The organism is uncultured Paracoccus sp. (assembly GCF_947496875.1).
Taxonomy (GTDB): domain Bacteria; phylum Pseudomonadota; class Alphaproteobacteria; order Rhodobacterales; family Rhodobacteraceae; genus Paracoccus.
Genome location: NZ_CANMEH010000007.1, coordinates 42518 through 63594, shown reverse-complemented (window position 1 = coordinate 63594; position 21077 = coordinate 42518). Strand labels below are relative to the sequence as shown.

Here is a 21077-nt window from a genome sequence, read left to right as displayed (position 1 = left end):
TCCTAGACCTGTCCGCGTTAGACGGAAAGGGTTAAGCGAGTGTTCCACTCCCGGGATTGCGGCGGGCGGCGTCGGTCCGCTCAGTTGGTCTGCAGCGCCGCGCCCAGTGCAGCCGCAAGGGCGTCGTCGGGCGGAACGTCCGCTGGTGGCGCGGACCCGCCCGCATCCGGGCCGGCCGGCGATGCGCCGGCGTCGGGCAGTTCGGGGATTGGCGCCATCTGAACCTGTCCGCCAAGCTGTTGCGCCGCCAGGTTTTCGGCCGCAAGGATCTCGGCCACGGCGGCGTCAGCCCCATCCTGTGCGGTGACCATCGCATCGGCCAGCGCCGCATCCAGCGATCCGGCCGCGCGATCGGGCATCGGGGCCTGCGCCCCGCCGCCCGGCACGTTGCGCACCAGCGCGGCCTCTGCCACCGCCTGCGCCAGGGCCGCGGCCAGCGGATCGCCGTCGCTGACCGCCACGACCTGCGGCACCGGGCCGCCGCCGTCCGGACCGGTGGTGTCCAGCAGCTCGTTCGGCAGGCCCTCGTGGATTTGGGCCATCACCTCGCGCCAGATCTCGGCCGGCAGGCCGCCGCCGGTGACGCCGGTCATCTGGGTGTTGTCGTCATAACCCATCCAGACCCCGGCCACGTATTGCTGGGTAAAGCCGATGAACCAGGCGTCGCGGTACGACGAGGTGGTGCCGGTCTTGCCGGCCACGTCGCGATCGCCGGGCAGGCGGGCGCGAGTGCCGGTGCCCGTCCGGATCACCTCGCGCATCATGCCGATCAGGTCGCTGGCGGCCTTGGGCGAAATCACCCGCTTGCCCAGACCCCCGGCCTGCCCCATCAGCGCGGTGTCGTCGCCCTTGATCCGCAGTTCGACAAGCCCGTAGGGCCGGACCGAGGTGCCGCCGTTGCGAATGCCCGCGTAGGCGCCGGTCATTTCCAGCAGCGTCGATTCGGACACGCCCAGCCCCAGCGACGGCCCGGATGCCAGATCATGGGCAAAGCCGAAATCGCGGGCGACGCGGCGCACCGCGTCGCGGCCCACCGCTTCCTGCAGGCGGATGGTCGAGGTGTTGATCGAGTTGGATAGCGCCGCGGTCAGCGTGATCTCGCCGCGATAGTTGCGGGTATAGTTCTGCGGGGACCATGGGCCCGACCCCCGAACGTTGATCGTCAGAGGCGCGTCCAGCACGGTGCTGCCGGGGCCATAGCCCATGTCCAGCGCCGCAGCGTACACGAACGGCTTGAACGCCGACCCGGGCTGGCGCACCGCCTGGGTGGCGCGGTTGAAGGCCCCGTTCACCGTGCTGTCGCGCCCCCCGATCATCGCGCGCACGGCCCCGTCGGCGGACATGATGACCACCGCGGCCTGCGCCTTCGACCCGGGCTTGACCTTCTCGTCGAACACCTTGTTCAGCGCGCGCTCGGCCGCGCGCTGGATGCGCTGGTCGAACGTGGTGGTGATCGTCACGTCCTCGGTCGTCTCGCTGGTCAGGAAGCCCGGGCCGGATTCCATCACCCAGTCCGCGAAGTAGCCGCCCGCGCGGGCCGCCGCCGCCTTGCTGAGCGCGGCGGGGTTCGCCTTGGCCTGGGCGAATTCCTCGTCGGTGAGGTAATCCTGCTCGTGCATTAGCCCCAGGATCACTGCCGCGCGGTCGCGGGCCCGGGTCAGGTTCCCGGTCGGCGCGAAATAGCTGGGGGCCTTGAGAAGCCCGGCAAGCATCGCGGCCTCGGGGGCGCTGACATCCGCGGCGGGCTTGCCGAAATAGCGCTGGCTGGCCGCCTCGAACCCGCGGGCCCCGGCGCCCAGATAGCTGCGGTTCATGTAGATGTTGAGGATGTCTTCCTTGGAGTACTTGGTCTCCATCGCCAGGGCGTAGGGAACCTCCTTGACCTTGCGCCACAGCGAAGATTGGCGGCATTCCGCCTCGAACTCGGCCTCGGATTTCCAGCGGGTCGGGTCGAAGCTTTCGCCCAGGCAGAGCAGCTTGGCGACCTGCTGGGTGATGGTCGACCCGCCGTTTCCTTCCAGCGGTCCGCGCCCTTCGGCCAGGTTGATCCTGATGGCGCTGGCGATACCACGCGGATCGACCCCCAGATGGCTGTAGAATCGCCGGTCCTCGGTCGCGACCACCGCGTCCTTCAGCACCGGGGCGATCTTGTCGGCGCTGACCGTGCCGAAGGTTTCGCCACGCCATGCGAACACCCGTCCGTCGCGGTCCAGCATCGTGACGGATCCGCGCGCCCGCCCGTCGAACAGCGCCTGCGGCTCCGGCAGGGTGGAGTAGTAGTAGGCCGAGGCAGACAGCAGGATCAGCAGGACGGTAAGGCCCAGCCGCCAGAAGCTGCCCCAGATGATCCGCCAGATCAGCGACACCGTCCCTGCCACCCCGCGCGTCACGACGTTCCCGCGCCGCCTGGGCGGCGCCTTTTTCGTCGAAGCGCGGCGCCGCGCCTTCTGCGGCGGCAGGCCAGCGTCTGCAGCCGGGGGCTGTGCCCCCGTCGACGCGTCTGCAAAGCGCTTGTCGGCGACGATGCGCCGGGTGCCGTTGGGTTTCTTCATGCCTGCATCCTGCGGCCGTTTGTCGGCCTTGTTCCCGGGCTGGATACAGCAATCGGGGCGGATTGAGAACCTGCGCCCGCGCCGCTGACCCACTCGTGACCTGATCATCTTCATGGCATCGGCCCCGGTTCGCTGCCCGTTTTCCGGGCAGTTCCGGAATCGGCGGGGCAACGGTGCTGTGGCGACTGGACCCGATCTGCCCTTTTCGTCGCCAGTAAGGGTCAGTGCGGGTCGCCCCCGGCCCGCTGCAGATCGACGAGGACCCATGACACACGCTCTGACCCTTCCGAAACGCCGTCCGGCAACGCCCCGCCTGTCCTGCATCGCCTGGGCGGGGGCTGCAGCCGTGACGATCGTGATGCTGACGGCGGACGTCGCGCTGGCCCAGGCGGCGGCCGATGTCGTGCCGCCGACGCCCGTCCCTGACCTGCCGGTCCCCGACAAGGGCGACACCACCTGGGTCATGGTGTCGGCGGTTCTGGTGATGATGATGACCCTGCCCGGTCTGGCGCTGTTCTATGGCGGGCTGGTGCGCTCGCGCAACGTCCTGTCGGTGCTGATGCAGGTCATGGCGACGTTCTGCGTGATGGCGATCCTGTGGGTCGCCTTCGGCTATTCGCTGGCCTTTACCGGGGCGGGCGACGCGGCCGATGCCGGTCCGCTGACGCCGTTCATCGGCGGGCTGTCCAAGGCGTTCCTCGCCGGCGTCGACACGGGGTCCGTGGTCGAGACGTTCTCGACCGGGGTCTACATCCCGGAACTGGCCTTCGTGATCTTCCAGATGGCGTTCGCCTGCATCGCGCCCGCGCTGATCGTCGGGGCGATCGCCGAGCGGATGAAGTTCTCGGCCGTGCTCGGGTTCGTGATCATCTGGTTCTTCCTGTCCTACCTGCCGATGGCCCACATGGTCTGGTGGTGGGGCGGCCCCAGCGCCTTTGACGCCCCGTCCGGTTATCTGTTCGGGCATGGTGCGCTCGATTTCGCCGGCGGCACGGTGATCCACATCAACGCCGGAATCGCCGGGCTGGTCGCCGCCCTCGTCGCCGGCCCGCGCATCGGCTACGGGCGCGAGGTGATGGCCCCGCACAACCTGACCTTCACGTTGCTGGGCGGCTGCCTGCTGTGGATCGGCTGGTTCGGGTTCAACGCCGGTTCGAACCTGGAAGCCAACGGCCTGACGGCGCTGGCGATCCTGAACACCACCGTGGCGACCGCTGCCGCGACCCTGGCGTGGAGCTTTGGCGAATGGGCCCTGCGCGGGCATCCGTCGCTGCTGGGCGGGGTGTCGGGCGCGGTGTCCGGTCTGGTCGCGATCACCCCTGCGGCCGGCTTTGTGGGGCCCATGGGCGCCATCGCGATCGGTCTGATCGCCGGGTTGGTCTGCATGTGGTTCGTGGTCACCATGAAGCGCCGGGTCGGCATCGATGACAGCCTCGACGTGTTCGGCATCCACGGCGTGGGCGGAATCGTCGGCGCCATCCTGACGGGGGTCTTTGCGGCACCTGCGCTTGGCGGCGGCGGGGTGTTCGACTATGCGGCCGGGGCGGTCGGGGAGTATGACATGGCCGGGCAGGTCTGGTCGCAGACCCTGGGCGTGCTGATCTGCATTGGCTGGTCGGGGGTGGTGTCGTTCGTGGCGATCCACGTGGTCCGGGCCGTTATCGGGCTGCGGGTCGATGCGGCCGACGAGCGGCAGGGGCTGGATCTGACCACCCACGGCGAGAACGCCTATAACTGAGCGGCCCCGCCCCCCGGTGGGATGACTTGGAACCGGACCCGGCCCCTGGCCGGGTCCTTTCCGTTTCGAACCGGTCGCTCAGGCGACGCGGGCGACGACGAAGTCGGCCATCTCGGCCAGCAGGTCGCGCACCGGATGCGGCGGCAGCGCCGCCAGCGCCGCCCGGGCCCGCGCGGCCCAGGCAACCGCGTCGGCGCGGGCCGCCTGGATGGCGCCGTGGCGTCCGAGGATTGCCAGCGCCTGGTCCAGGTCGCCGTCGCGCTGGTCGCCCCGCTCGATCGTGCGCTGCCAGAAGGCGCGTTCGTCGGCGTCCGCCAGCGCCACCGCCTTGATCACCGGCAGGGTCAGCTTGCGCTCGCGGAAATCGTCCCCGGTGTTCTTGCCGATCCGGTCGGCGATGCCGCCATAATCGAGCACGTCATCGACGATCTGGAACGCGATCCCCAGCGCATCGCCGTAATCATACAGGGCCCGGACCTGCGGCTCGGTCGCGCCGGCGACGACGCCGCCGACCTCGGTTGCCGCGGAAAACAGGGCCGCGGTCTTGCCGCGGACGACCTGCAGGTAGACGGCCTCGTCGGTGGCCAGATCCTGCGCCGCGGACAACTGCAGGACCTCCCCCTCCGAGATCGTGGCCGAGGCATTCGCGAGGATTTCCATCACCCGGAGGCTGCCCGCCTCGGTCATCAGCTGAAAGCTGCGCGCGAACAGATAGTCGCCGACCAGGACGCTGGACTTGTTGTCCCACAGCAGGTTGGCCGTGGGCCGGCCGCGGCGCTGCCGGCTTTCGTCGACGACGTCGTCATGCAGCAGCGTTGCGGTGTGGATGTATTCGACGGCCGCCGCCAGCAGGTGATGCTGCACGCCCTCATAGCCCAGCATCCGCGCCGCCGCGACGGTCAGCATGGGGCGCAGCCGCTTGCCGCCCGCCTCGATCAGATGCGCGGTCACCTCGGGGATGCGGGGGGCGTACCGGCTGCTCATCCGGGCGTGGATCAGGGCGGTCACCGCGGCCATGTCCGTTTCCAGCAGGCGGGACAACCGCTCCAGCGGCTCGGCAACGTTGTCGTTCAGACCCATGCGCGCATCCTTTCCGCAGAGCCATTGCCACGGCGTGGACAGTTTAGCAACCGAGGCTTACCGTGCGTCTGCCATGAAGGAATTGCTGCGCACCACCGACCCGCTGACCATCGTTCGCGCCACCGACCTGCTGGCCGGCGAAGGGATCACCGCATTCGCCCTGGACCAGCACATGAGCGTGCTCGAGGGCTCGATCGGCATCCTGCCCCGGCGGCTGATGGTCGCAGATCGCGACCTCTTCATGGCCCGGGCGATCCTGCGCGATCACGGGATCGGGTGACGCGGAGCGACGATTTCCTTGGGGGGCGCCTGCGGTTGACGCAGCCCGTCACCGGATACCGCGCCGGCACCGACGCGGTACTGCTCGCGGCGGCCTGCCCCGCCCGGACGGGCCAGTCGGTGCTGGACCTGGGCTGCGGGGCGGGCGCCGCGTTGTTGTGCCTGGGGGTGCGGGTGCCGGGACTGGTACTGACCGGGCTGGAACGCGACGAGACGGTGGCGGAACTCGCCCGGACCAATGCGGTGGCTGCCGGGCTGCCGGCGCGGATCGTCACCGGCGAGGTCGAGCGGATGCCGGTGGCGCTGCGGGCGGAAAGCTTCGATCACGTGGTGACCAACGCGCCGTTCTTCGGGTCCGGCACGCCTGCGCCGGACCCCTATCGCGCCGCGGCCCGCCACGAGGCCACGCCGTTGCCGGCCTGGGTGGACGCGGGGCTGCGGCGGCTGCGCCCGGGGGGACGACTGACCCTGATCCATCGGGCCGAACGACTGGACGCGATCCTGGTGGCGCTTGCCGGACGGGCGGGTGACGTGGTGATCCTGCCGATCGCGGCGCGCGCCGGCCGGGCCGCGGGCCGCGTGATCGTCGCCGCCCGCAAGGGCGCCCGTGGTCCGCTGCGGCTGCTGGCGCCCCTCGTCCTGCATGCGGCGGCGCGCCATCTGCACGACGGCGAGGACCTGACGCCTGCGGCGCAGGCAGTGTTGCGCAACGCCGCGCCACTGGACCTGCGGACCGGCGAAATCCCGGTGACAGGCGGGGTCTAATGTGATGGACTTGTGACACTGACCACCAGAACAGGAGCATGTGTCATGTCCGTTGCCTCTCATGTCCAGGAACTGCGCAAGAAGCACCAGAACTTGTCCGATGCCGTGGAACGTGCCCAGCGCCAGCCTGGAACTGACGACCTGACACTGACCGAGATGAAGCGTGAGAAGCTGCGGCTGAAAGAGGAGATCGCCCGGCTGAGCCACTGACCGCCATTGATCGCGTTCGACAAACCATTTGCCTGAACGATGCAGGGCCGGCGCGATGCGCCGGCCCTTTTCGGTGGCGGGATCCTGCGGTCCCGATCAGCTGAAGAACTGCGCCCCGTTGGCGCTGATCGTCGAGCCGGTGATGAAGCCCGCGTCGTCGGCGGCCAGGAACACGACGCAGCGCGCGATCTCTTCCGGTTCGCCCAGGCGGCCGACCGGGATCTGCGGGATGATGCGCTCGCTCAGGACCTTCTCGTCGATGGCGCGGACCATCTCCGTTCCGATATAGCCGGGGGCGACGGCGTTGACGGTGATGCCGGCGCGCGCGCCTTCCTGAGCCAGCGCGCGGGTAAAGCCGATGTCGCCGGCCTTGGCGGCGGAATAGTTGGCTTGCCCGGCCTGGCCCTTCTGACCGTTCACCGAGCTGATGTTCACGATCCGGCCGAACTTGCGCTCGCGCATGCCGTTCCAGACCGCATGGGTCATGTTGAAGAGGCCGGTCAGGTTGGTGTCGATCACCTCTTTCCACTGCTGGGGGGTCATCTTGTGGAACATGGCGTCGCGGGTGATGCCGGCGTTGTTCACCAGGACCGCGACCGGGCCCAGCTCGTCCTCGACCTGCTTCACGCCGGCGGCGCAGGCGTCGTAGTCGGCGACCGACCACTTGTAGGTCTTGATCCCCGTCTCGTCCGTGAAGGCCCGGGCCGCCTCGTCGTTGCCGGCATAGTTTGCCGCGACGGTGTAGCCCTGATCCTTCAGCGCCTTGCTGATCGCCGCGCCGATGCCGCGCGATCCCCCGGTGACGATTGCAACCTTGGCCATGGTGTTCCCCCCTTGTGGCGTGAAATCCTGTTACACCGGAAGGCTAGACGGGGACAAATTGTTGCGCAAGGCGAAGGCGCGGCGGCGCTGCGGAGCGGGAATGAGATGTGTATGTTCTTACATATCAAGTGGTTATTTTATCGTCGCGCCAGCGCGGGCTGTCACATCCGCCGCGATTCCGGGCTGGGCGAACGCCAGGGCGGCACGATTGTCGGCGCGCCGAAATAGTAGCCCTGCAGGCAGTCCACGCCCATCTCGATCAGGAACGCGGCGTCCTCGGCCGTCTCGACCGATTCGGCCACGGTGAACATGTCGAAATGATGGGCGATCGTCTGCAGCGCCCGGGCGAGGACCTGGTTGTCGCGGTGCCGCGCGATGTCGCGGATGAACCGCCCGTCGATCTTGATCATGTCGAAGCAGAAATCCTGCAGGTACCGGAACGAGGTGTAGCCGGCCCCGAAATCGTCCAGCGCAAAGCTGATGCCGCGCCCCTGCAGGTCGTGCATGAATCGCCGGACCGGATCGGGCAGGTCCATCGCCGAGCTTTCGGTGATTTCCAGGATCAGCCGTTCGGCCAGGCTTTCCCGGCCGGCGATGCCCTGCAGCAGGATACGGGTCCAGTCGGGATGGCCGATGGTGCGGGCGGACATGTTCACCGACAATCGCAGCGCCGGTTCCTGCGCCAGGGTCTGCAAGCCAAGCGACAGCGACAGGCAGTCGATCTGCCGCCCCAGTTCCATGGTTTCCACGCGGGGCATGAAATCGCGCAGGGGAATCAGGCGCCCCGTGACGTCAATGATCCGGATCAGCCCTTCGTAGAACGCCGGGCGATCCGGGCGGTCGGCCTGCACCACCGGCTGGAAGGCAAGCACACCGTCGCCGCGTGACACCGAATCCTGCACCGTGGCCAGCGTCAGGCGCGCCTGCTGGTCGATGGCATAGTCGACGGGCGACCCGCGCTCGATCTCGCTGTGTTCCGGCCCGTCGGAAAGGGTCACGCTGGCCTCCTGTCTTCTTTGGGAGCACTCTCGCCGGGAATACGTCAATAGGCCGTAAAGGCGCGGCGAAAAGCGGCAACGAGGTTAACGGTCGATGACGAGCGACACACGCGCGCGTTGCCCCTGGTGCGGCACCGATCCAGTCTATGTCGTCTATCACGACTGTGAATGGGGGGTGCCCGAGCGGGATGGCCGCGCCCTGTTCGAGAAGCTGGTGCTGGACGGATTCCAGGCCGGTCTGAGCTGGATCACGATACTGAAGAAGCGGCAGAATTTTCGCCGGGTGTTCGACGGGTTCGACCCCGAGCGGCTGGCGCGCTGGTCCGACGCCGAGGTGGCCCGGGCGATGGCCGATCCCGGCATCGTGCGGCATCGCGGCAAGATCGAGGCGGCGGTGGGCAACGCGCAGGCGTGGCTGGCCGTCCAGGATCGTTACGATTTTACCGAGTTCCTGTGGCAGTTCGTCGGCGGCGAGCCGATCGTGAACCGGTTCGCGACGGCTGCCGAGGTGCCGGCCCAGACGGTGCAATCGCAGCAGATGTCACGGGCGCTGCGGCAGGCCGGGTTCCGGTTCTGCGGGCCGGTGATCACCTATGCGTTCATGCAGGCGACAGGGATGGTGAACGATCACCTCACCTGCTGTTTCCGCCACGGACAGGTCTGACCACCGCGCCGCCGACAGCCGGATCCCACCGGCATCCGGACAGGGGATGTTCATGCATGGTTCATGCAGTTTTCATGCATCGTTCTGCTGCAAGGCGGCATAGTCTCGCAAGACCATGCCCCGGCGCACGACGGAGGCTCGTCGCGCGATCAGTCCGCCTGTCTCAGGAACGCCGCGAGATGGTTCTCGGACCCCGCAAGCAGGTTGGCGTAGGTCCGGTCGAGCGCCTCGTCATCGGTGTTGTCCGCCGCCTCGGCGATGTCGACGAGGTCCTTCTCTTCGATGTAGATCCCGACGTCGATCGCGGCCTGTTCCGACGCCAGGCCTTCGGCGGTGAGCCGGTCGTAGAGCGCCTGGAGTTCCGGGTCGTAGAACGCGCCGGTTGCGGTCGGGAGGTAGCTGACGTCCAGCCCGAGCCGGTCGGCCTGGTCGAGCATCGCGTCATAGTGCTGCTGTTCGGAGTCGATGATGTTGTCGAACACCTGCAGCCCCCACGCGTCGAACAGCGCGATATAGACGTCCCGGGCGAGCTTCTCTTCCTCGAGCATGTAGTAGACGTCGGCGATTTCCTGGTCCGACAGGTCGCTGCTGGTTGCGTCCCGGACCGGGGTCTGGGACGTGCTGCCCTGCCGTTGCTGCCCGGCGCCGCGCCCGCCCGCCGCCCCGCCGCCCTGCCCGGCACCTTCGCCTGCGGACGACCAGTCGGGTTGCGACTCGTCGGCATCTTCCCGGGGTCCGGTCAGGCCGTCGCCCCCGTCGCGTCCCGGGCTGCGCCGCCCGCCTCGCTGCCGCCCCGGTCACCGCCGTTGCCGCCGTCGCCCCGGTTGGACTGCGCCAGCGCGGCGCCGTTCAGCAGATCGCCAAGCGGCACGACCGCCGGAAGCGGCGCATACGCCAGCAGCGCCCCGGCCGCGACCAAGGTTGCGAAGCGTCGCGCCCGTGACCGGCCGCCCGCCGCGCGGCATGGTTTCGAACCGTCGATTCAGGATTCAAAGGCATCATTCTGGTCCCCCGGTGCACCCGTTTCATGGTACAGGGCGGACCGACAAATTCAAGGATGGGAATGAAGAGACCGTCACGCGGTTGCCCGGCCCTGCGGAGGTGTGAGCGGCAAGCGGGGGGCCGGTGTCTGGCCCGGGATGTTGGCGGTTGGCCCGGACCTGCGTCGGGCGCCGCCGCCGACTCAGTCGGGGGCGCGCAGCTGGTCGACCAGCGCCAGCGCGGCGGGCGAGGCCCAGTCGGCATCGCCGATCATCCGGCCGACCTCGCGCCCCTCGGCGTCGATCAGGATCGAGACCGGCATTGCCATCACCCCGAAGCCGCGGGCCAGCTGCATCCGGGCGTCCAGCAGGATCGGCAGGTCGGTGACGCCGGTTTCCTCGAAGAACTTGCGGATCGCGGGCAGCGGGTTGCGGCCGGCGGCGATGGTCAGCACCTGAAAATCGTCGCCGTTGCGTTCGGCCGCCAGCTTGTCCAGTGACGGCATCTCTTCGCGGCAGGGCGCGCACCAGGTTGCCCAGAAATTCACCAGCAGCGCCTTGCCCTGGTAATCGGCCAGGGTGACGGGGTTGCCGTCGGCATCGGTGAAGGTCGCGTCGGGCACGTCGGCGACGCCGTCGGTCAGCTTGGTCAGACCGGCATCGCGGGCGCCCTGCCAGTCCACCGGGCCGGCGGCGGCGGGTCCGCCGAGGACCCCGGCCAGCCACCCTGCCGGCGTCCCCGGCAGCGACCCCGCGAGGCCGAGGTTTGCAGCAAAAAGCAGCGACGTATAAAGGGCGATGGACCGCAGACGCATGTGAACCCCCATGAGGATCAAGTGATGACAGACGCGCGCCCGACCCCCGAGACCGCGCCCCCCGATGCGCGCCCGACCCCTGCCGCCCCCGGACCTGCCGGTGCGGCGGCCGATGCGGGCCGGACCGCGAACAGCATGTGGGGCGGGCGCTTTGCCGCCGGTCCGGACGCGATCATGGAGGCGATCAACGCCTCGATTGCCTATGACCGGCGGATGAGCGCCCAGGACATCCGGGGCAGCCGGGCCCATGCGGCGATGCTGGCCGCCCAGGGCATCATCACCGATAGCGATGCGGCGGCGATCGGGAAAGGGCTGCTCACCGTGTTGTCAGAAATCGAGGCGGGCGAATTCGCGTTCAGCGCCGCGCTGGAAGACATCCACATGAATGTCGAGGCGCGGCTGAAGGAGCTGATCGGCGAACCGGCCGGCCGGCTGCACACGGCGCGGTCGCGCAACGACCAGGTGGCGACGGATTTCCGGCTGTGGGTGCGCGACCAGTGCGATGCGGCGGTGGGGGGCTGCCGGGCGCTGATCGGGTCGCTGGTCGCGCAGGCCGAGGCTGGCGCCGACTGGGTGATGCCGGGGTTCACCCATCTGCAGACCGCGCAACCTGTGACCTGGGGCCATCACATGATGGCCTACGTCGAAATGCTGGGCCGCGACATGGGGCGGTTCGCGGATGCGCGGGCGCGGATGAACGAATCTCCGCTGGGGTCGGCGGCGCTGGCCGGGACCGGGTTCCCGATCGACCGGGATGCGACGGCGCGGGCGCTGGGCTTCGACCGGCCCACCGCCAACAGCCTGGACGCGGTGTCGGATCGCGATTTCGCGCTGGAGTTCCTGGCCGCCGCGGCGATCTGCGCCACCCATCTGAGCCGGCTGGCGGAAGAGCTGGTGATCTGGTCCAGCGCCCAGTTCCGGTTCGTCGCCATGTCCGACCGCTGGTCCACCGGGTCCAGCATCATGCCGCAGAAACGCAATCCCGACGCGGCCGAACTGATCCGCGCCAAGATCGGCCGCATCCTGGGGGCGGCGGTGGCGCTGTTCACGGTGATGAAGGGCCTGCCGCTGGCCTATTCCAAGGACATGCAGGAGGACAAGGAACAGGTCTTCGACGCCGCCGACACGCTGATGCTGGCGCTGGCGGCGATGACCGGGATGATGTCGGACCTGACGGTGAACCGCGACCGGCTGGAGGCCGCGGCGGCGTCCGGGTTTTCCACCGCCACCGATCTCGCCGACTGGCTGGTGCGCGAGGCGGGGCTGCCGTTCCGCGACGCCCATCACGCGACCGGCGCGCTGGTCGCGGCGGCCGAGGCGCGGGGCGTCGATCTGCCCGACCTGTCGCTGGACGAGATGCAGGCGGTCAACCCGGCCATCACCGCCGCGGTCTACGAGGTGCTGGGGGTCGGCAACTCGGTCGCGTCGCGCCGGTCCTACGGGGGGACCGCGCCCGACCAGGTCCGCGCCCAGGTGTCGCGCTGGAAGACCGCGATGGAGGGCTGGGCATGACGCGGCGCGGCGCAGCCATGGCTGCGGCGGCGGCAGCGGCGCTGCTGCTGGGCGGCTGCGGGGTGGACGGGCCGCCGGTCGCGCCGCAGGGCGGGTCGGGGCAGGACCTGTCGGCGGTCCCGTCGGTCAGCATCGGCGGCCGGGCCGCCGCCGGGGTGATCCGGGCCGACTGACCGGTTCGGGGGACGCTGCCGCTCTAGGCGCCCCGGCCGCCGTCGATCACGTTCACGCCGGGCGCGATCGTCACGGTTCACAAACGTCCCCCGCCGCGGCAGATTGCAGGGCAGAGGCGCCGCAGAATGCGCCCGTGAGAGGAGAGCAGCATGAACATCATCGTGAGACTGGCACGGGGCACGCGACTGGCGCCCGCCGCGGCGCTGGCAGCCCTGACCGGGCTCGCCGCCTGCGGGGGCGGGTCGGGGGGCAGCCAACTGCAGGAAATCCCGGTCGTGTCGCAGGACGTCTATGTCTACAACCCGAACGCGAAGCACCGGCCGGTGTCGCTGTCGGGCGCCGACCTGGTCGGGCTGGAGCCGATTGTTCGCTGACCTGACGCCGCTGCGGACCGCGTGGCTGATCCTGGCGCTGGCCGGCGGGTTGGCCGGCGCGGCTGGGCTGCTGCGCGAGGGCGCGGGGCTGCCGGCCGGTTCGGGTGCAGTGGCGGCGCTGACGCTGGCTCTGTGGTGCGCCGTCGAGACGCATGTCCGGCGCAACTGGGCCGCGCTGCTGACGATCCCGGCGCTGGCGCTTGGCGTCGGCTGCGCGCTGCCGCTATATCTGTTCCTGCGCTCGGCCAGGATCGACTGAATGGACCATTTCACCTATGCCGGCGGGCGTCTGCACGCCGAGGACGTGCCGCTGGACCGCATCGCGGCCGAGGTCGGCACCCCCGTCTACGTGTATTCGGCGGCGACTCTGACCCGGCACTACCTGCAGTTCCGCAAGGCGCTGGACTGGACCGACCACCTGATCTGCTTTGCCGTCAAGGCCAATTCCAACCTCGCGGTGCTGAAGCTGCTGGGCGACCTGGGTGCCGGCATGGACGTGGTGTCGGGCGGCGAATACGCCCGCGCCCGGGCGGCGGGCGTCCCGGGGGACCGGATCGTGTTTTCGGGCGTGGGCAAGACCGCCGACGAGATGCGGCGCGCGATTGCCGGGGGCATCCGGCAGTTCAACGTGGAAAGCGAGCCGGAACTGGCGCTGCTGTCGCAGGTCGCGGTCGCGATGGGCGCCACCGTGCCGATCGCGATCCGGGTCAATCCCGACGTGGACGCGCGCACCCACGCCAAGATCGCCACCGGCAAGTCGGAAAACAAGTTCGGCATCCCGATCGCCGGGGCGCCCGGGGTCTATGCCCGCGCCGCCGCCTTGCCGGGGCTGCGGGTGGTCGGGATCGACATGCATATCGGCAGCCAGCTGACCGATCTCGATCCCTATCGCCAGGCCTACGCCAAGATGGCCGATCTGTGCCGGCTGCTGCGGGACCAGGGCCACGCGATCATCCGGCTGGACATGGGTGGGGGGTTGGGCATCCCCTATCGGCGCGACAATGCCGCGCCGCCGCTGCCGATCGAATACGGGCAGGTGATCCGCGACACGGTCGGCGACCTCGGCTGCGAGATCGAGATCGAGCCGGGGCGCAACATCGTCGGGAATGCGGGTGTGCTGTTGACCTCGGTGGTCTATCTTAAGCGGGGCGAGGGGCGCGACTTCCTGATTCTGGATGCGGCGATGAACGATCTGATCCGGCCCGCGATGTACGATTCCCATCACGAGATCGTGCCGGTGGCGGAGCCGCCGGTCGGCGCCGAGGTCGCGCCCGTCGACGTGGTCGGCCCGGTGTGCGAGACTGGCGACACCTTTGCCCGCGGGGTCGAGCTGCCGGCGCTGGACTCCGGCGATCTGGTCGCGTTCCGGTCGGCAGGTGCGTATGGCGCGGTGATGGCGTCGGAATACAATTCGCGCCCGCTGGTGCCCGAGGTCCTGGTGGCCGGCGACCGCTACGCTGTGATCCGTCCGCGCCCCAGCATCGAGGAGATGCTGGCCCGCGACGTGGTGCCGCCATGGCTCTGATCCCCGGCCGGGCGCCCTGGCGGGCGCGGGGCAGGCGATGGTCGGCGCCCGAACCAAGACCGGGTGATCCGCCGTCCTCCGACCCGACCCGACCTGGTTTCCTGCCACCCGATCCGCGCGCTGCCGATCCGCCCCTTCCTGATCCGCCGTTGGTGCGCCGCGCTGTCCGGCTGACGCTCGTCGGGTTGTGGTGGGAGGCGGCGCTGCGCGCCTTCTGGCCGGCGCTGACGCTGCTGATCATCGGGTTGGCGGCGATGCTGCTGGGTGCGGTCGCGGCGCTGCCGCCGCGCGGGGCGCTGGCGGTGTCGGGTCTGTGGACCGCGGCCCTGGTGGCGGCGGTTGCCGCCGGCCTGTCGCGCTTCGCGCGGCCCCGCATGGCCCAGGCCCGGGCCCGGGTCGATGCCGGGCTGCCTGGCGCGCCGCTCGCGGCGCTGCGTGACCGGATGGCGCTGGGCGCCAACGATCCCGGCGCCCGGGCGCTGTGGCGCGCCCATCTGGCGCGGATGCGGGCCAGCGCCGCGGCGGCGCGGCCGGTGCGACCGGATGCGGGGCTGCGCCGGCGCGATCCGCTGGCTCTGCGGCTGGTCGCGCTGATCGCGCTGGCGATGGCGCTGCTGTTCGGCGGCGCGGCGCAGATGGGTCAGGGGCTCGCAGTGCTCGCCTCGACATGGAAGCCCGCGCGCGACGGCCAGGGCGAGGCAACGGCCACCGGCCCGGGATGGGAAGGCTGGGCCACGCCCCCGGCGTATACCCGCCGCCCGACGATCTACCTGAACGCGCTGCGGGATGGCGAGGAACTGGCGGTGCCCGAGGGCACAATGCTGAGCTTTCGCCTGTATGGCGGCGGGACCGACCTGACCCAGGATGTCGGGCCGGCGGTTCCCGACACCCCGCCCGAGGCGCCCGCGTTCACCGCCGAACGCGACGGCGTGGTAACCGTCGCCGGGCTGCGGCTGCCGTTTCGGGTGCTGCCCGACGCGGCCCCGACGGCCGGCATCGGGCCGATCCCCGAGCGGCGCGCTGACGGTCAGATGGTGCAGGATTTCTCCGCCGCCGACGACAACGGGGTGGAGCAGGGGCAGGCGCTGGTCACGCTGGATCTGAACGCCGTGGATCGCCGCTATGGCCTGAGTGCGGCGCCCGAGCCGCGCGAGGCGCTGGCGCTGGACCTGCCGCTGCCCGCCGCGGGGCAGCGCCGCGACGTCCGCGGGCGGCTGTCGGCGGACCTGTCGCGCCACCCTTGGGCGAACCTGCCGGTGCAGGTGGTGGTCCGGGTGACCGACGGGATCGGGCAGGCGGGGGGCAGCGCCCCGGTCCGCATGGAGTTGCCCGGCCGGCGGTTCTTCGACCCGACCGCGGCGGCGCTGATCGAGCTGCGGCGCGACCTGCTGTGGTCGCGCGACAACCGCGCGCGCACCGCGCGGCTGCTGCGCGCCGTCCGCTGGCAGCCCGACACGCTGCCGCCCGACCTGTCGCCCGAGCTGCAGGTGACGCTCGCCCAGGCGATCGACAGCCTGGAAACGGACGCCCTGTCCGAACCGGTGCGCGACGAGGTGGCCGAGATGCTGTGGGTGGCCGCCGTGCAGCTGGAGGATGGCGGCCTGGCCGACGCGCTGGAACGGATGCAGCGCGCGCAGGAACGGCTGTCCGAGGCGATCCGCAACGGCGCGAGTCCCGACGAGATCCAGAAGCTGATGGACGAGCTGCGCGCCGCCACTGATGCCTATACCCAGATGCTGGCCGAGCGGGGCGAGGATCCTGCGAACCGGTTCGACCGGTCGCCCGAGCAGGGCCAGCAGATCACCGGCGACCAGATCCAGGAGATGCTGGACGAGATCCAGCGGCTGATGGACGAGGGCCGGATGGCCGAGGCCCAGGCGCTGCTGGAGCAGTTCAACCGGATGATGGAGAACCTGAAGGTCACCCAGTCGCAGGGCGGTGAAGGCGGGCAGGGTGGCCAGTCGCGCCCGATGCAGCGGCTGAACGACACGCTGCGCGAACAGCAGCGCCTGGCCGACGAGGCGATGCGGCAGGCGCAGGACGACCCGTTCGGCACGGAGGGCCAGCCCCAGGACGGCCAGCAGCCGGGCGAGGGCCAGCAGCCGGGGCAGCAGCAGGGGCAGGGTCAATCCGGCCAGGGCCAGCCCGGCGCGGGACAGTCGCCCGAGGGCGGGCAGCAGGACGGCGGCTCGCTCGCCGACCGGCAGCGCGCCCTGCGCGAGGAGCTGGGGCGGCAGCGCGGGTTGCTGCCGGGGCGCGGCACCGATCCGGGCGAGGCGGCGGGCCAGCGGCTGGACGAGGCCGGCCGGGCCATGGAAGAGGCCGAGCAGGCGCTGCGCGACGGCGATCCCGCCGGGGCCATCGACCGGCAGGCCGACGCAATCGAGGCGATGCGCGAGGGGATGCGGGCGCTGGCCGATCTGCAGCGCGGCCAGGAACAGGGCAGCGAGGGCGCCCCGCAGGAAGGCCAGGGCCAGAGCCCCGGCCAGTCGGGCCAGTCGCAGCCGCGCGGCGGCGACGGGTTCGGCCAGTTCGCCCCGCCATCGACCGATCCGCTGGGCCGCGACCTGTCGGGGCAGGGTGGGATGATCACCACCGGCGACCCGCTGGCCGACGGGGTCGATCCCGATCAGCGCGCCCGCGAGTTGCAGGACGAGATCCGCCGGCGCAGCGCGGAACGCGAGCGCCCGCGCAGCGAGCGCGACTATCTGGGACGGCTGCTGGACCGGTTCTGAGCAGACCGCCTCGGCGGGCTGGCCGGCATTTCGGAAGCGGTCATCGGCGTTCAGCGGCGCAGGGTGCCGATGAGGCCGTCGGCACGGGTCTGCAGCCAGGCCCGACCCTCGTCCACCTGCTGGCGATAATCGGTCACCCATGCGCCGACGCGGCCCCCGTCATCCAGCCGTGGCGCCAGCGCATAGGCGGCGAGCAGCGCAAGGGCCGCCACCAGCGCCACGGTAAAGCCGGCATTGTAACCGCCGCGGCGGTTCGCGCGGGGTGCAGGCTGGGGGTGCAGCGCGGACGCCGTGGTCGGAACCGGACGGCCGCCATCGGATGGCGCGGCGGGGATGCCGTCCTTGCTGGCACCGTCGGCGGGCGCGGGGGCAGCGGGCTCGGCGTCCGTACGAAGGTCGGGCGCGGGCGCGGACGGCACATCTTGGGTACGCAGCCCGTCGTCGGAATCGGACGCGTGTGCGGCAGCGCCGGTTTTATCGTCCGCCCGAGGCGTCTGGTCCCAGCCTTCCTCGTCAGGGACGCGACGGGCCACGCGGCGCGGCGGCGGCTTGTCGTCACCTGCAATGAGGGCCGCTGCGTCGGTCCGATCCACCGGGCCGCGCCGGGCCGGGATGGCGTCCATGTCCGGGGCAGTCGTGCGGTCGCTGTCCCCATCCTTGCGGTCGGGCGCCGCATCGGCCGCGTCCAGGTCCAGTCCGAGGAGGGCGGCCGTATTGTTCGCCGAACCGGGCGGCGTCGGGTGGGTCAGCGTCGTCGCGGGCCAGAGCAGGTCGGGGGCGGTGCCGGCATCAGTCCCTGACGGTAGGGATTGGGGCGAAGGACGCAGGTCATCCTCCTCCTCCGCCTCTGCGGCGGGAGCGCCGGCGTCGCTGTCTCGGGGCGAGGCGGTCTCGTCCCCGGCGCCGCTACGGGCAACGCTGTCCCGCGCCGCTTCCTCGCGCAGGACCGCCAGCACCGATTCGGGCAGCGGGCGATGCAGCCGGGGCTGCACGCCGGACTCAGAGGACCGCGGCGCGGGCGGCTGCTCCCAGACATGGTCGCAGGATGAGCACTGGACGCTGCGGCCTTCGGCCGGGATCAGCGTCGCGTCGATCTCGTACTGGGCGCCGCAGCGCGGGCAGGTCAGCCGCATCTCGTTTCCGTTTCCCGTCCGCCGTCGTCGTCCCCGGTCGCCGCCTGCGGCTGCAGCGGCTTTCTGGTCATCGCCTTCCGGACGTTCTATCAACGGCCGGTCCGATCGCCAAGCAGGGCGAAGGCGGCCGGGATCGCCCGCACCGGGGCAGGCAAGGAGGATGCGTTGATCGACATGCAGGACGTCACCTTCGGCTATGGCCCGGGAACGGAACTGTTCCGGAACCTGTCGCTGAACCTGCCGCCGGGGTCGTTCCACTTCCTGACCGGCCCGTCCGGGTCCGGCAAGACCACGGTGCTGCGGCTCTGCTATGCCGATCTGCTGCCCAGCGCCGGCAAGATCACCGCATTCGGCCAGAACCTGTCCGCGCTGGACCGCGACGGGATCGCGCTGCTGCGCCGGCGGATCGGGGTGGTGCACCAGGACACGCAGTTCCTGGACCACCTGCCGGTCGCCGAGAACGTGGCGCTGCCGCTGACCGTGGCGCATCAGGGCATCGACATGCAGGCGATCCGCGACCTGCTGGGCTGGGTGCAGATGACCGGGCTGGCCCGCGCCCTGCCGCCGGCGCTGTCGGGCGGCGAACGCCAGCGCGCGGCGCTGGCCCGCGCGGTGATCCTGTCGCCGGACCTGATCCTGGCCGACGAGCCGACCGGCAACCTGGACTGGGACATGTCCATGCGGCTGCTGCAGTTGCTGGCCGAACTGAACCGGTCCGGCAAGACGGTGGTGGTCGCGACCCACGACATGGACCTGGTCCGCGCCGCCCGCAGCCTCGTCCAGGCGCGGGTCCTGCGCATCGTCGGCAAGCGGCTGCAGCAGGCGGGGGCGGATCTGTGAAACTAATGCAGCGACTTGGCGGCGCGCGCCGCCGCCCCTTGGCCAGCAGCCGCGTTGCCGGGGTGGACCCCGGCGCCCTGTGGCGGGGGCTGACCGGCCGCGAGGGCGGGGTCGCCGACCGCATCGTCCCGCCCACCGGCCATACCGCGACGCTGACCACCTTCAGCGCCGGGGTGATGGCGTTCCTGGCGGTGTTCGCGCTGGCCCTGGCGCTGGCCACCGGCCGTCTGGCGGATCGCTGGGCCGAGGGCCTGGCGCAGACCGCGACCGTCCGGATCACCGCCCCGGCGGGCGAGATGGAGGCCCAGGCCGCCGCGGTGCTGGAGGTGCTGAGGACCACCCCCGGCGTCGCGCAGGCGCAGGCCGTGCCCCCCGAACAGGTCGCCGCCCTGCTGGAGCCCTGGTTCGGGCCCGACATGCCTGTGGATGCCCTGCCGATCCCGCAACTGGTCGAGCTGCAGATGGAGCGCGGCGAATTCGACCACGAGGCGCTGCAGCTGCGGCTGGAGGCCGAGGCCCCGGGCGCGGTGCTGGACGACCATACCGCGTGGCGGCGGCCGCTGATCGCGGCAGCCCGCGCGCTGCGGGTGCTGGGCTGGCTCTCGCTGGGCCTGATCGCGGCCGTTGCGGTGGCGATGATCACCCTGGCGGCGACCGCGGCGCTGGCCGCGAACGGACAGGTGATCCGGGTGCTGCGCCTGGTGGGCGCGCGCGACATCACCATCGCCACCGCCTTTGTGCGCCGCTTTACCCGCCGCGCGGCGCTGGGCGCGGCCGCCGGGACCGCACTGGGCATGGGCGCGGTGGCGGCGCTGCCGGACATGCAGGCCGCGGGCGGGTTCCTGACCGGGCTGGGGTTCCATGGCTGGGGCTGGCTGTGGCCCCTGCTGATTCCGCTGGTGGCGGGGGCGGTCGGGTTCTTTGCCACCCGCCGTGCCGCGCTGCGGATGCTGCGCGAGGTGCGCTGATGAGGGCCGCGCAGGCGCGTCGAGCGGATCGGCCGGGGCGGCGCGCCGCTGCCGGTTCTGCGCGGGTGGGCGGCTGATGGCGCGCGCGGGCTATCGGCCCGGCCCGCTGCCGGCGCTGTGGTGGCTGCGATCGACAAGCTACTACATCCATGTCGGGCTCGCCACGCTGGTGCTGGGGATCTGGGGGCTGCCCAAGGCGATGCGGCACGGACGGACCGGCGCCTTGCGGGTGTCCGAGGTCTGGATCGGCTACATGCTGCGGGCGGCGCGCTGGCATTACGGGGTGCAGGTCGAGGTGCGGGGCACGCCGCCCACGACCGACTGCATCGTGGCCGCCAAGCACCAGAGCTTCCTGGACATCCTGGCCATCGCCAAGGCCTGCCCGCAGCGCGCCTTCATCATGAAGAAGGAAATCCTACGGGTGCCGATCATGGGCTGGTTCGCGCGCGAGGTGGGCTCGGTGCCCATCGACCGCTCGCGCGGCAGCGCCGCGCGCACCGCGATGGTCGCCGCGGTCCGCAACGCGCAGCGGCGCGGGCTGGGCCAGCTGATCATCTATCCCGAAGGCACCCGCACCCGGCCGGGCGAACGCCGCCCGTGGAAGCCGGGGGTCGCCGCGCTCTACGCCGCGGCGGACCTGCCGTGTTACCCCGTGGCGACCAACGCGGGCATGTTCTGGCCGCGCGACGGGTTGCGCATCCGCCCGGGCGTGGCGGTGATCGAGTTTCTGGACCCGATCGCGCCGGGGATGGCCCCGACCGAGTTGCTGCCCCATGTCGAGGCGCAGGTCGAGGCCGCGTCGGACCGGCTGATGGAAGCGGCCGGCCTCACCCCGCCAGACCGGTAGGCGCCCGGCCGGTGGATGCGCCGGGGGTGGACATTCGGACCTGCCCTGCCTAGCTGTCCGGGGTCG

22 protein-coding genes are annotated in these 21077 nt (G+C 70.9%); 14 read left to right on the top strand and 8 right to left on the bottom strand.

Going from position 1 to position 21077, the window contains the following annotated elements; genetic code table 11:
• Positions 1–80: 80 nt before the first annotated feature.
• Positions 81–2552 carry a transglycosylase domain-containing protein gene (locus Q0938_RS10375; protein ID WP_299361823.1) on the bottom strand — a complete coding sequence of 824 codons (2472 nt, stop codon included), beginning with the start codon at positions 2550–2552 and terminating at the stop codon, positions 81–83.
• Between the two features lie 265 nt (positions 2553–2817).
• On the opposite strand from Q0938_RS10375, the gene Q0938_RS10370 reads away from it, so the two are divergent.
• Positions 2818–4290 carry an ammonium transporter gene (locus Q0938_RS10370; RefSeq protein ID WP_299361821.1) on the top strand — a complete coding sequence of 491 codons (1473 nt, stop codon included), beginning with the start codon at positions 2818–2820 and terminating at the stop codon, positions 4288–4290.
• A 78-nt stretch (positions 4291–4368) separates the two neighbouring features.
• On the opposite strand, the gene Q0938_RS10365 is transcribed toward Q0938_RS10370, so the two are convergent.
• Positions 4369–5370: a polyprenyl synthetase family protein gene (locus Q0938_RS10365; protein ID WP_299361819.1), complete on the bottom strand. Its 1002-nt coding sequence runs from the start codon at positions 5368–5370 to the stop codon at positions 4369–4371.
• A 73-nt stretch (positions 5371–5443) separates the two neighbouring features.
• Here Q0938_RS10365 and Q0938_RS10360 point away from each other — a divergent pair, with 73 nt between their 5' ends.
• The 3 genes from Q0938_RS10360 to Q0938_RS10350 are packed head-to-tail and all read left to right on the top strand — an operon-like array spanning position 5444 to position 6624.
• The gene (locus Q0938_RS10360) at positions 5444–5650 is read left to right on the top strand and encodes a DUF2007 domain-containing protein (protein ID WP_299362089.1); all 207 of its coding nucleotides are present in this window, start codon (positions 5444–5446) and stop codon (positions 5648–5650) included.
• The gene (locus Q0938_RS10355; RefSeq protein ID WP_299361816.1) at positions 5647–6414 is read left to right on the top strand and encodes a methyltransferase domain-containing protein; all 768 of its coding nucleotides are present in this window, start codon (positions 5647–5649) and stop codon (positions 6412–6414) included. The genes Q0938_RS10360 and Q0938_RS10355 overlap by 4 nt, the downstream gene beginning before the upstream one ends.
• Before the next feature lie 45 nt (positions 6415–6459).
• The gene (locus tag Q0938_RS10350) at positions 6460–6624 is read left to right on the top strand and encodes a YdcH family protein (protein ID WP_299361812.1); all 165 of its coding nucleotides are present in this window, start codon (positions 6460–6462) and stop codon (positions 6622–6624) included.
• Positions 6625–6720: 96 nt separating this feature from the next.
• Here the strand turns inward: Q0938_RS10350 and phbB are convergent, their stop codons facing one another.
• The gene (phbB, locus tag Q0938_RS10345) at positions 6721–7446 is read right to left on the bottom strand and encodes an acetoacetyl-CoA reductase (RefSeq protein ID WP_299361809.1); all 726 of its coding nucleotides are present in this window, start codon (positions 7444–7446) and stop codon (positions 6721–6723) included.
• Between the two features lie 161 nt (positions 7447–7607).
• Entirely contained in the window at positions 7608–8444 is an 837-nt protein-coding gene (locus tag Q0938_RS10340) for an EAL domain-containing protein (RefSeq protein WP_299361806.1), read from the bottom strand.
• A gap of 94 nt (positions 8445–8538) precedes the next feature.
• On the opposite strand from Q0938_RS10340, the gene Q0938_RS10335 reads away from it, so the two are divergent.
• On the top strand, positions 8539–9108 hold the full coding sequence (locus Q0938_RS10335; RefSeq protein WP_299361804.1) for a DNA-3-methyladenine glycosylase I: 570 nt from the start codon (positions 8539–8541) through the stop codon (positions 9106–9108).
• 149 nt (positions 9109–9257) lie between these two features.
• Here the strand turns inward: Q0938_RS10335 and Q0938_RS10330 are convergent, their stop codons facing one another.
• The 3 genes from Q0938_RS10330 to Q0938_RS10320 all read right to left on the bottom strand — a co-directional run bounded on the left by Q0938_RS10330 (position 9258) and on the right by Q0938_RS10320 (position 10903).
• Complete coding sequence (locus Q0938_RS10330) at positions 9258–9656, bottom strand: DUF2202 domain-containing protein (RefSeq protein WP_299361802.1); 399 nt, start codon at positions 9654–9656, stop codon at positions 9258–9260.
• Between the two features lie 191 nt (positions 9657–9847).
• On the bottom strand, positions 9848–10027 hold the full coding sequence (locus tag Q0938_RS10325) for a hypothetical protein (protein WP_299361799.1): 180 nt from the start codon (positions 10025–10027) through the stop codon (positions 9848–9850).
• A 264-nt stretch (positions 10028–10291) separates the two neighbouring features.
• Positions 10292–10903: a TlpA disulfide reductase family protein gene (locus tag Q0938_RS10320; RefSeq protein ID WP_299361795.1), complete on the bottom strand. Its 612-nt coding sequence runs from the start codon at positions 10901–10903 to the stop codon at positions 10292–10294.
• A 135-nt stretch (positions 10904–11038) separates the two neighbouring features.
• Between Q0938_RS10320 and argH the strand changes: the two genes are divergently transcribed.
• The 6 genes from argH (at position 11039) to Q0938_RS10290 (ending at position 17223) form a co-directional block, all read left to right on the top strand.
• Positions 11039–12415: an argininosuccinate lyase gene (argH, locus tag Q0938_RS10315; protein ID WP_299362087.1), complete on the top strand. Its 1377-nt coding sequence runs from the start codon at positions 11039–11041 to the stop codon at positions 12413–12415.
• Positions 12412–12588 (top strand): argininosuccinate lyase, encoded by a 177-nt coding sequence (locus Q0938_RS10310; RefSeq protein ID WP_299361792.1) that lies wholly within the window; start codon positions 12412–12414, stop codon positions 12586–12588. The genes argH and Q0938_RS10310 overlap by 4 nt, the downstream gene beginning before the upstream one ends.
• Before the next feature lie 150 nt (positions 12589–12738).
• A complete protein-coding gene (locus tag Q0938_RS10305) occupies positions 12739–12963 on the top strand; it encodes a hypothetical protein (protein ID WP_299361789.1) in 225 nt (74 codons plus the stop codon).
• Positions 12953–13222, top strand: coding sequence for a DUF2834 domain-containing protein (locus Q0938_RS10300; protein WP_299361786.1), 270 nt, complete (start codon positions 12953–12955; stop codon positions 13220–13222). The genes Q0938_RS10305 and Q0938_RS10300 overlap by 11 nt, the downstream gene beginning before the upstream one ends.
• Positions 13223–14488, top strand: a complete 1266-nt coding sequence (gene lysA / locus Q0938_RS10295) for a diaminopimelate decarboxylase (protein ID WP_299361783.1) — start codon at positions 13223–13225, stop codon at positions 14486–14488. It abuts the gene before it with no gap.
• A 152-nt stretch (positions 14489–14640) separates the two neighbouring features.
• Positions 14641–17223, top strand: a complete 2583-nt coding sequence (locus Q0938_RS10290) for a DUF4175 family protein (RefSeq protein WP_299361780.1) — start codon at positions 14641–14643, stop codon at positions 17221–17223.
• Positions 17224–17273: 50 nt separating this feature from the next.
• Here the strand turns inward: Q0938_RS10290 and Q0938_RS10285 are convergent, their stop codons facing one another.
• The gene (locus Q0938_RS10285; RefSeq protein ID WP_299361775.1) at positions 17274–18356 is read right to left on the bottom strand and encodes a zinc-ribbon domain-containing protein; all 1083 of its coding nucleotides are present in this window, start codon (positions 18354–18356) and stop codon (positions 17274–17276) included.
• Between the two features lie 165 nt (positions 18357–18521).
• On the opposite strand from Q0938_RS10285, the gene Q0938_RS10280 reads away from it, so the two are divergent.
• The 3 genes from Q0938_RS10280 to Q0938_RS10270 all read left to right on the top strand — a co-directional run bounded on the left by Q0938_RS10280 (position 18522) and on the right by Q0938_RS10270 (position 21011).
• Positions 18522–19196, top strand: coding sequence for an ATP-binding cassette domain-containing protein (locus tag Q0938_RS10280; RefSeq protein WP_299361772.1), 675 nt, complete (start codon positions 18522–18524; stop codon positions 19194–19196).
• Between the two features lie 5 nt (positions 19197–19201).
• The gene (locus Q0938_RS10275) at positions 19202–20164 is read left to right on the top strand and encodes a cell division protein FtsX (protein WP_299361770.1); all 963 of its coding nucleotides are present in this window, start codon (positions 19202–19204) and stop codon (positions 20162–20164) included.
• A gap of 76 nt (positions 20165–20240) precedes the next feature.
• A complete protein-coding gene (locus Q0938_RS10270) occupies positions 20241–21011 on the top strand; it encodes a 1-acyl-sn-glycerol-3-phosphate acyltransferase (protein WP_299361767.1) in 771 nt (256 codons plus the stop codon).
• Positions 21012–21077 lie beyond the last annotated feature (66 nt).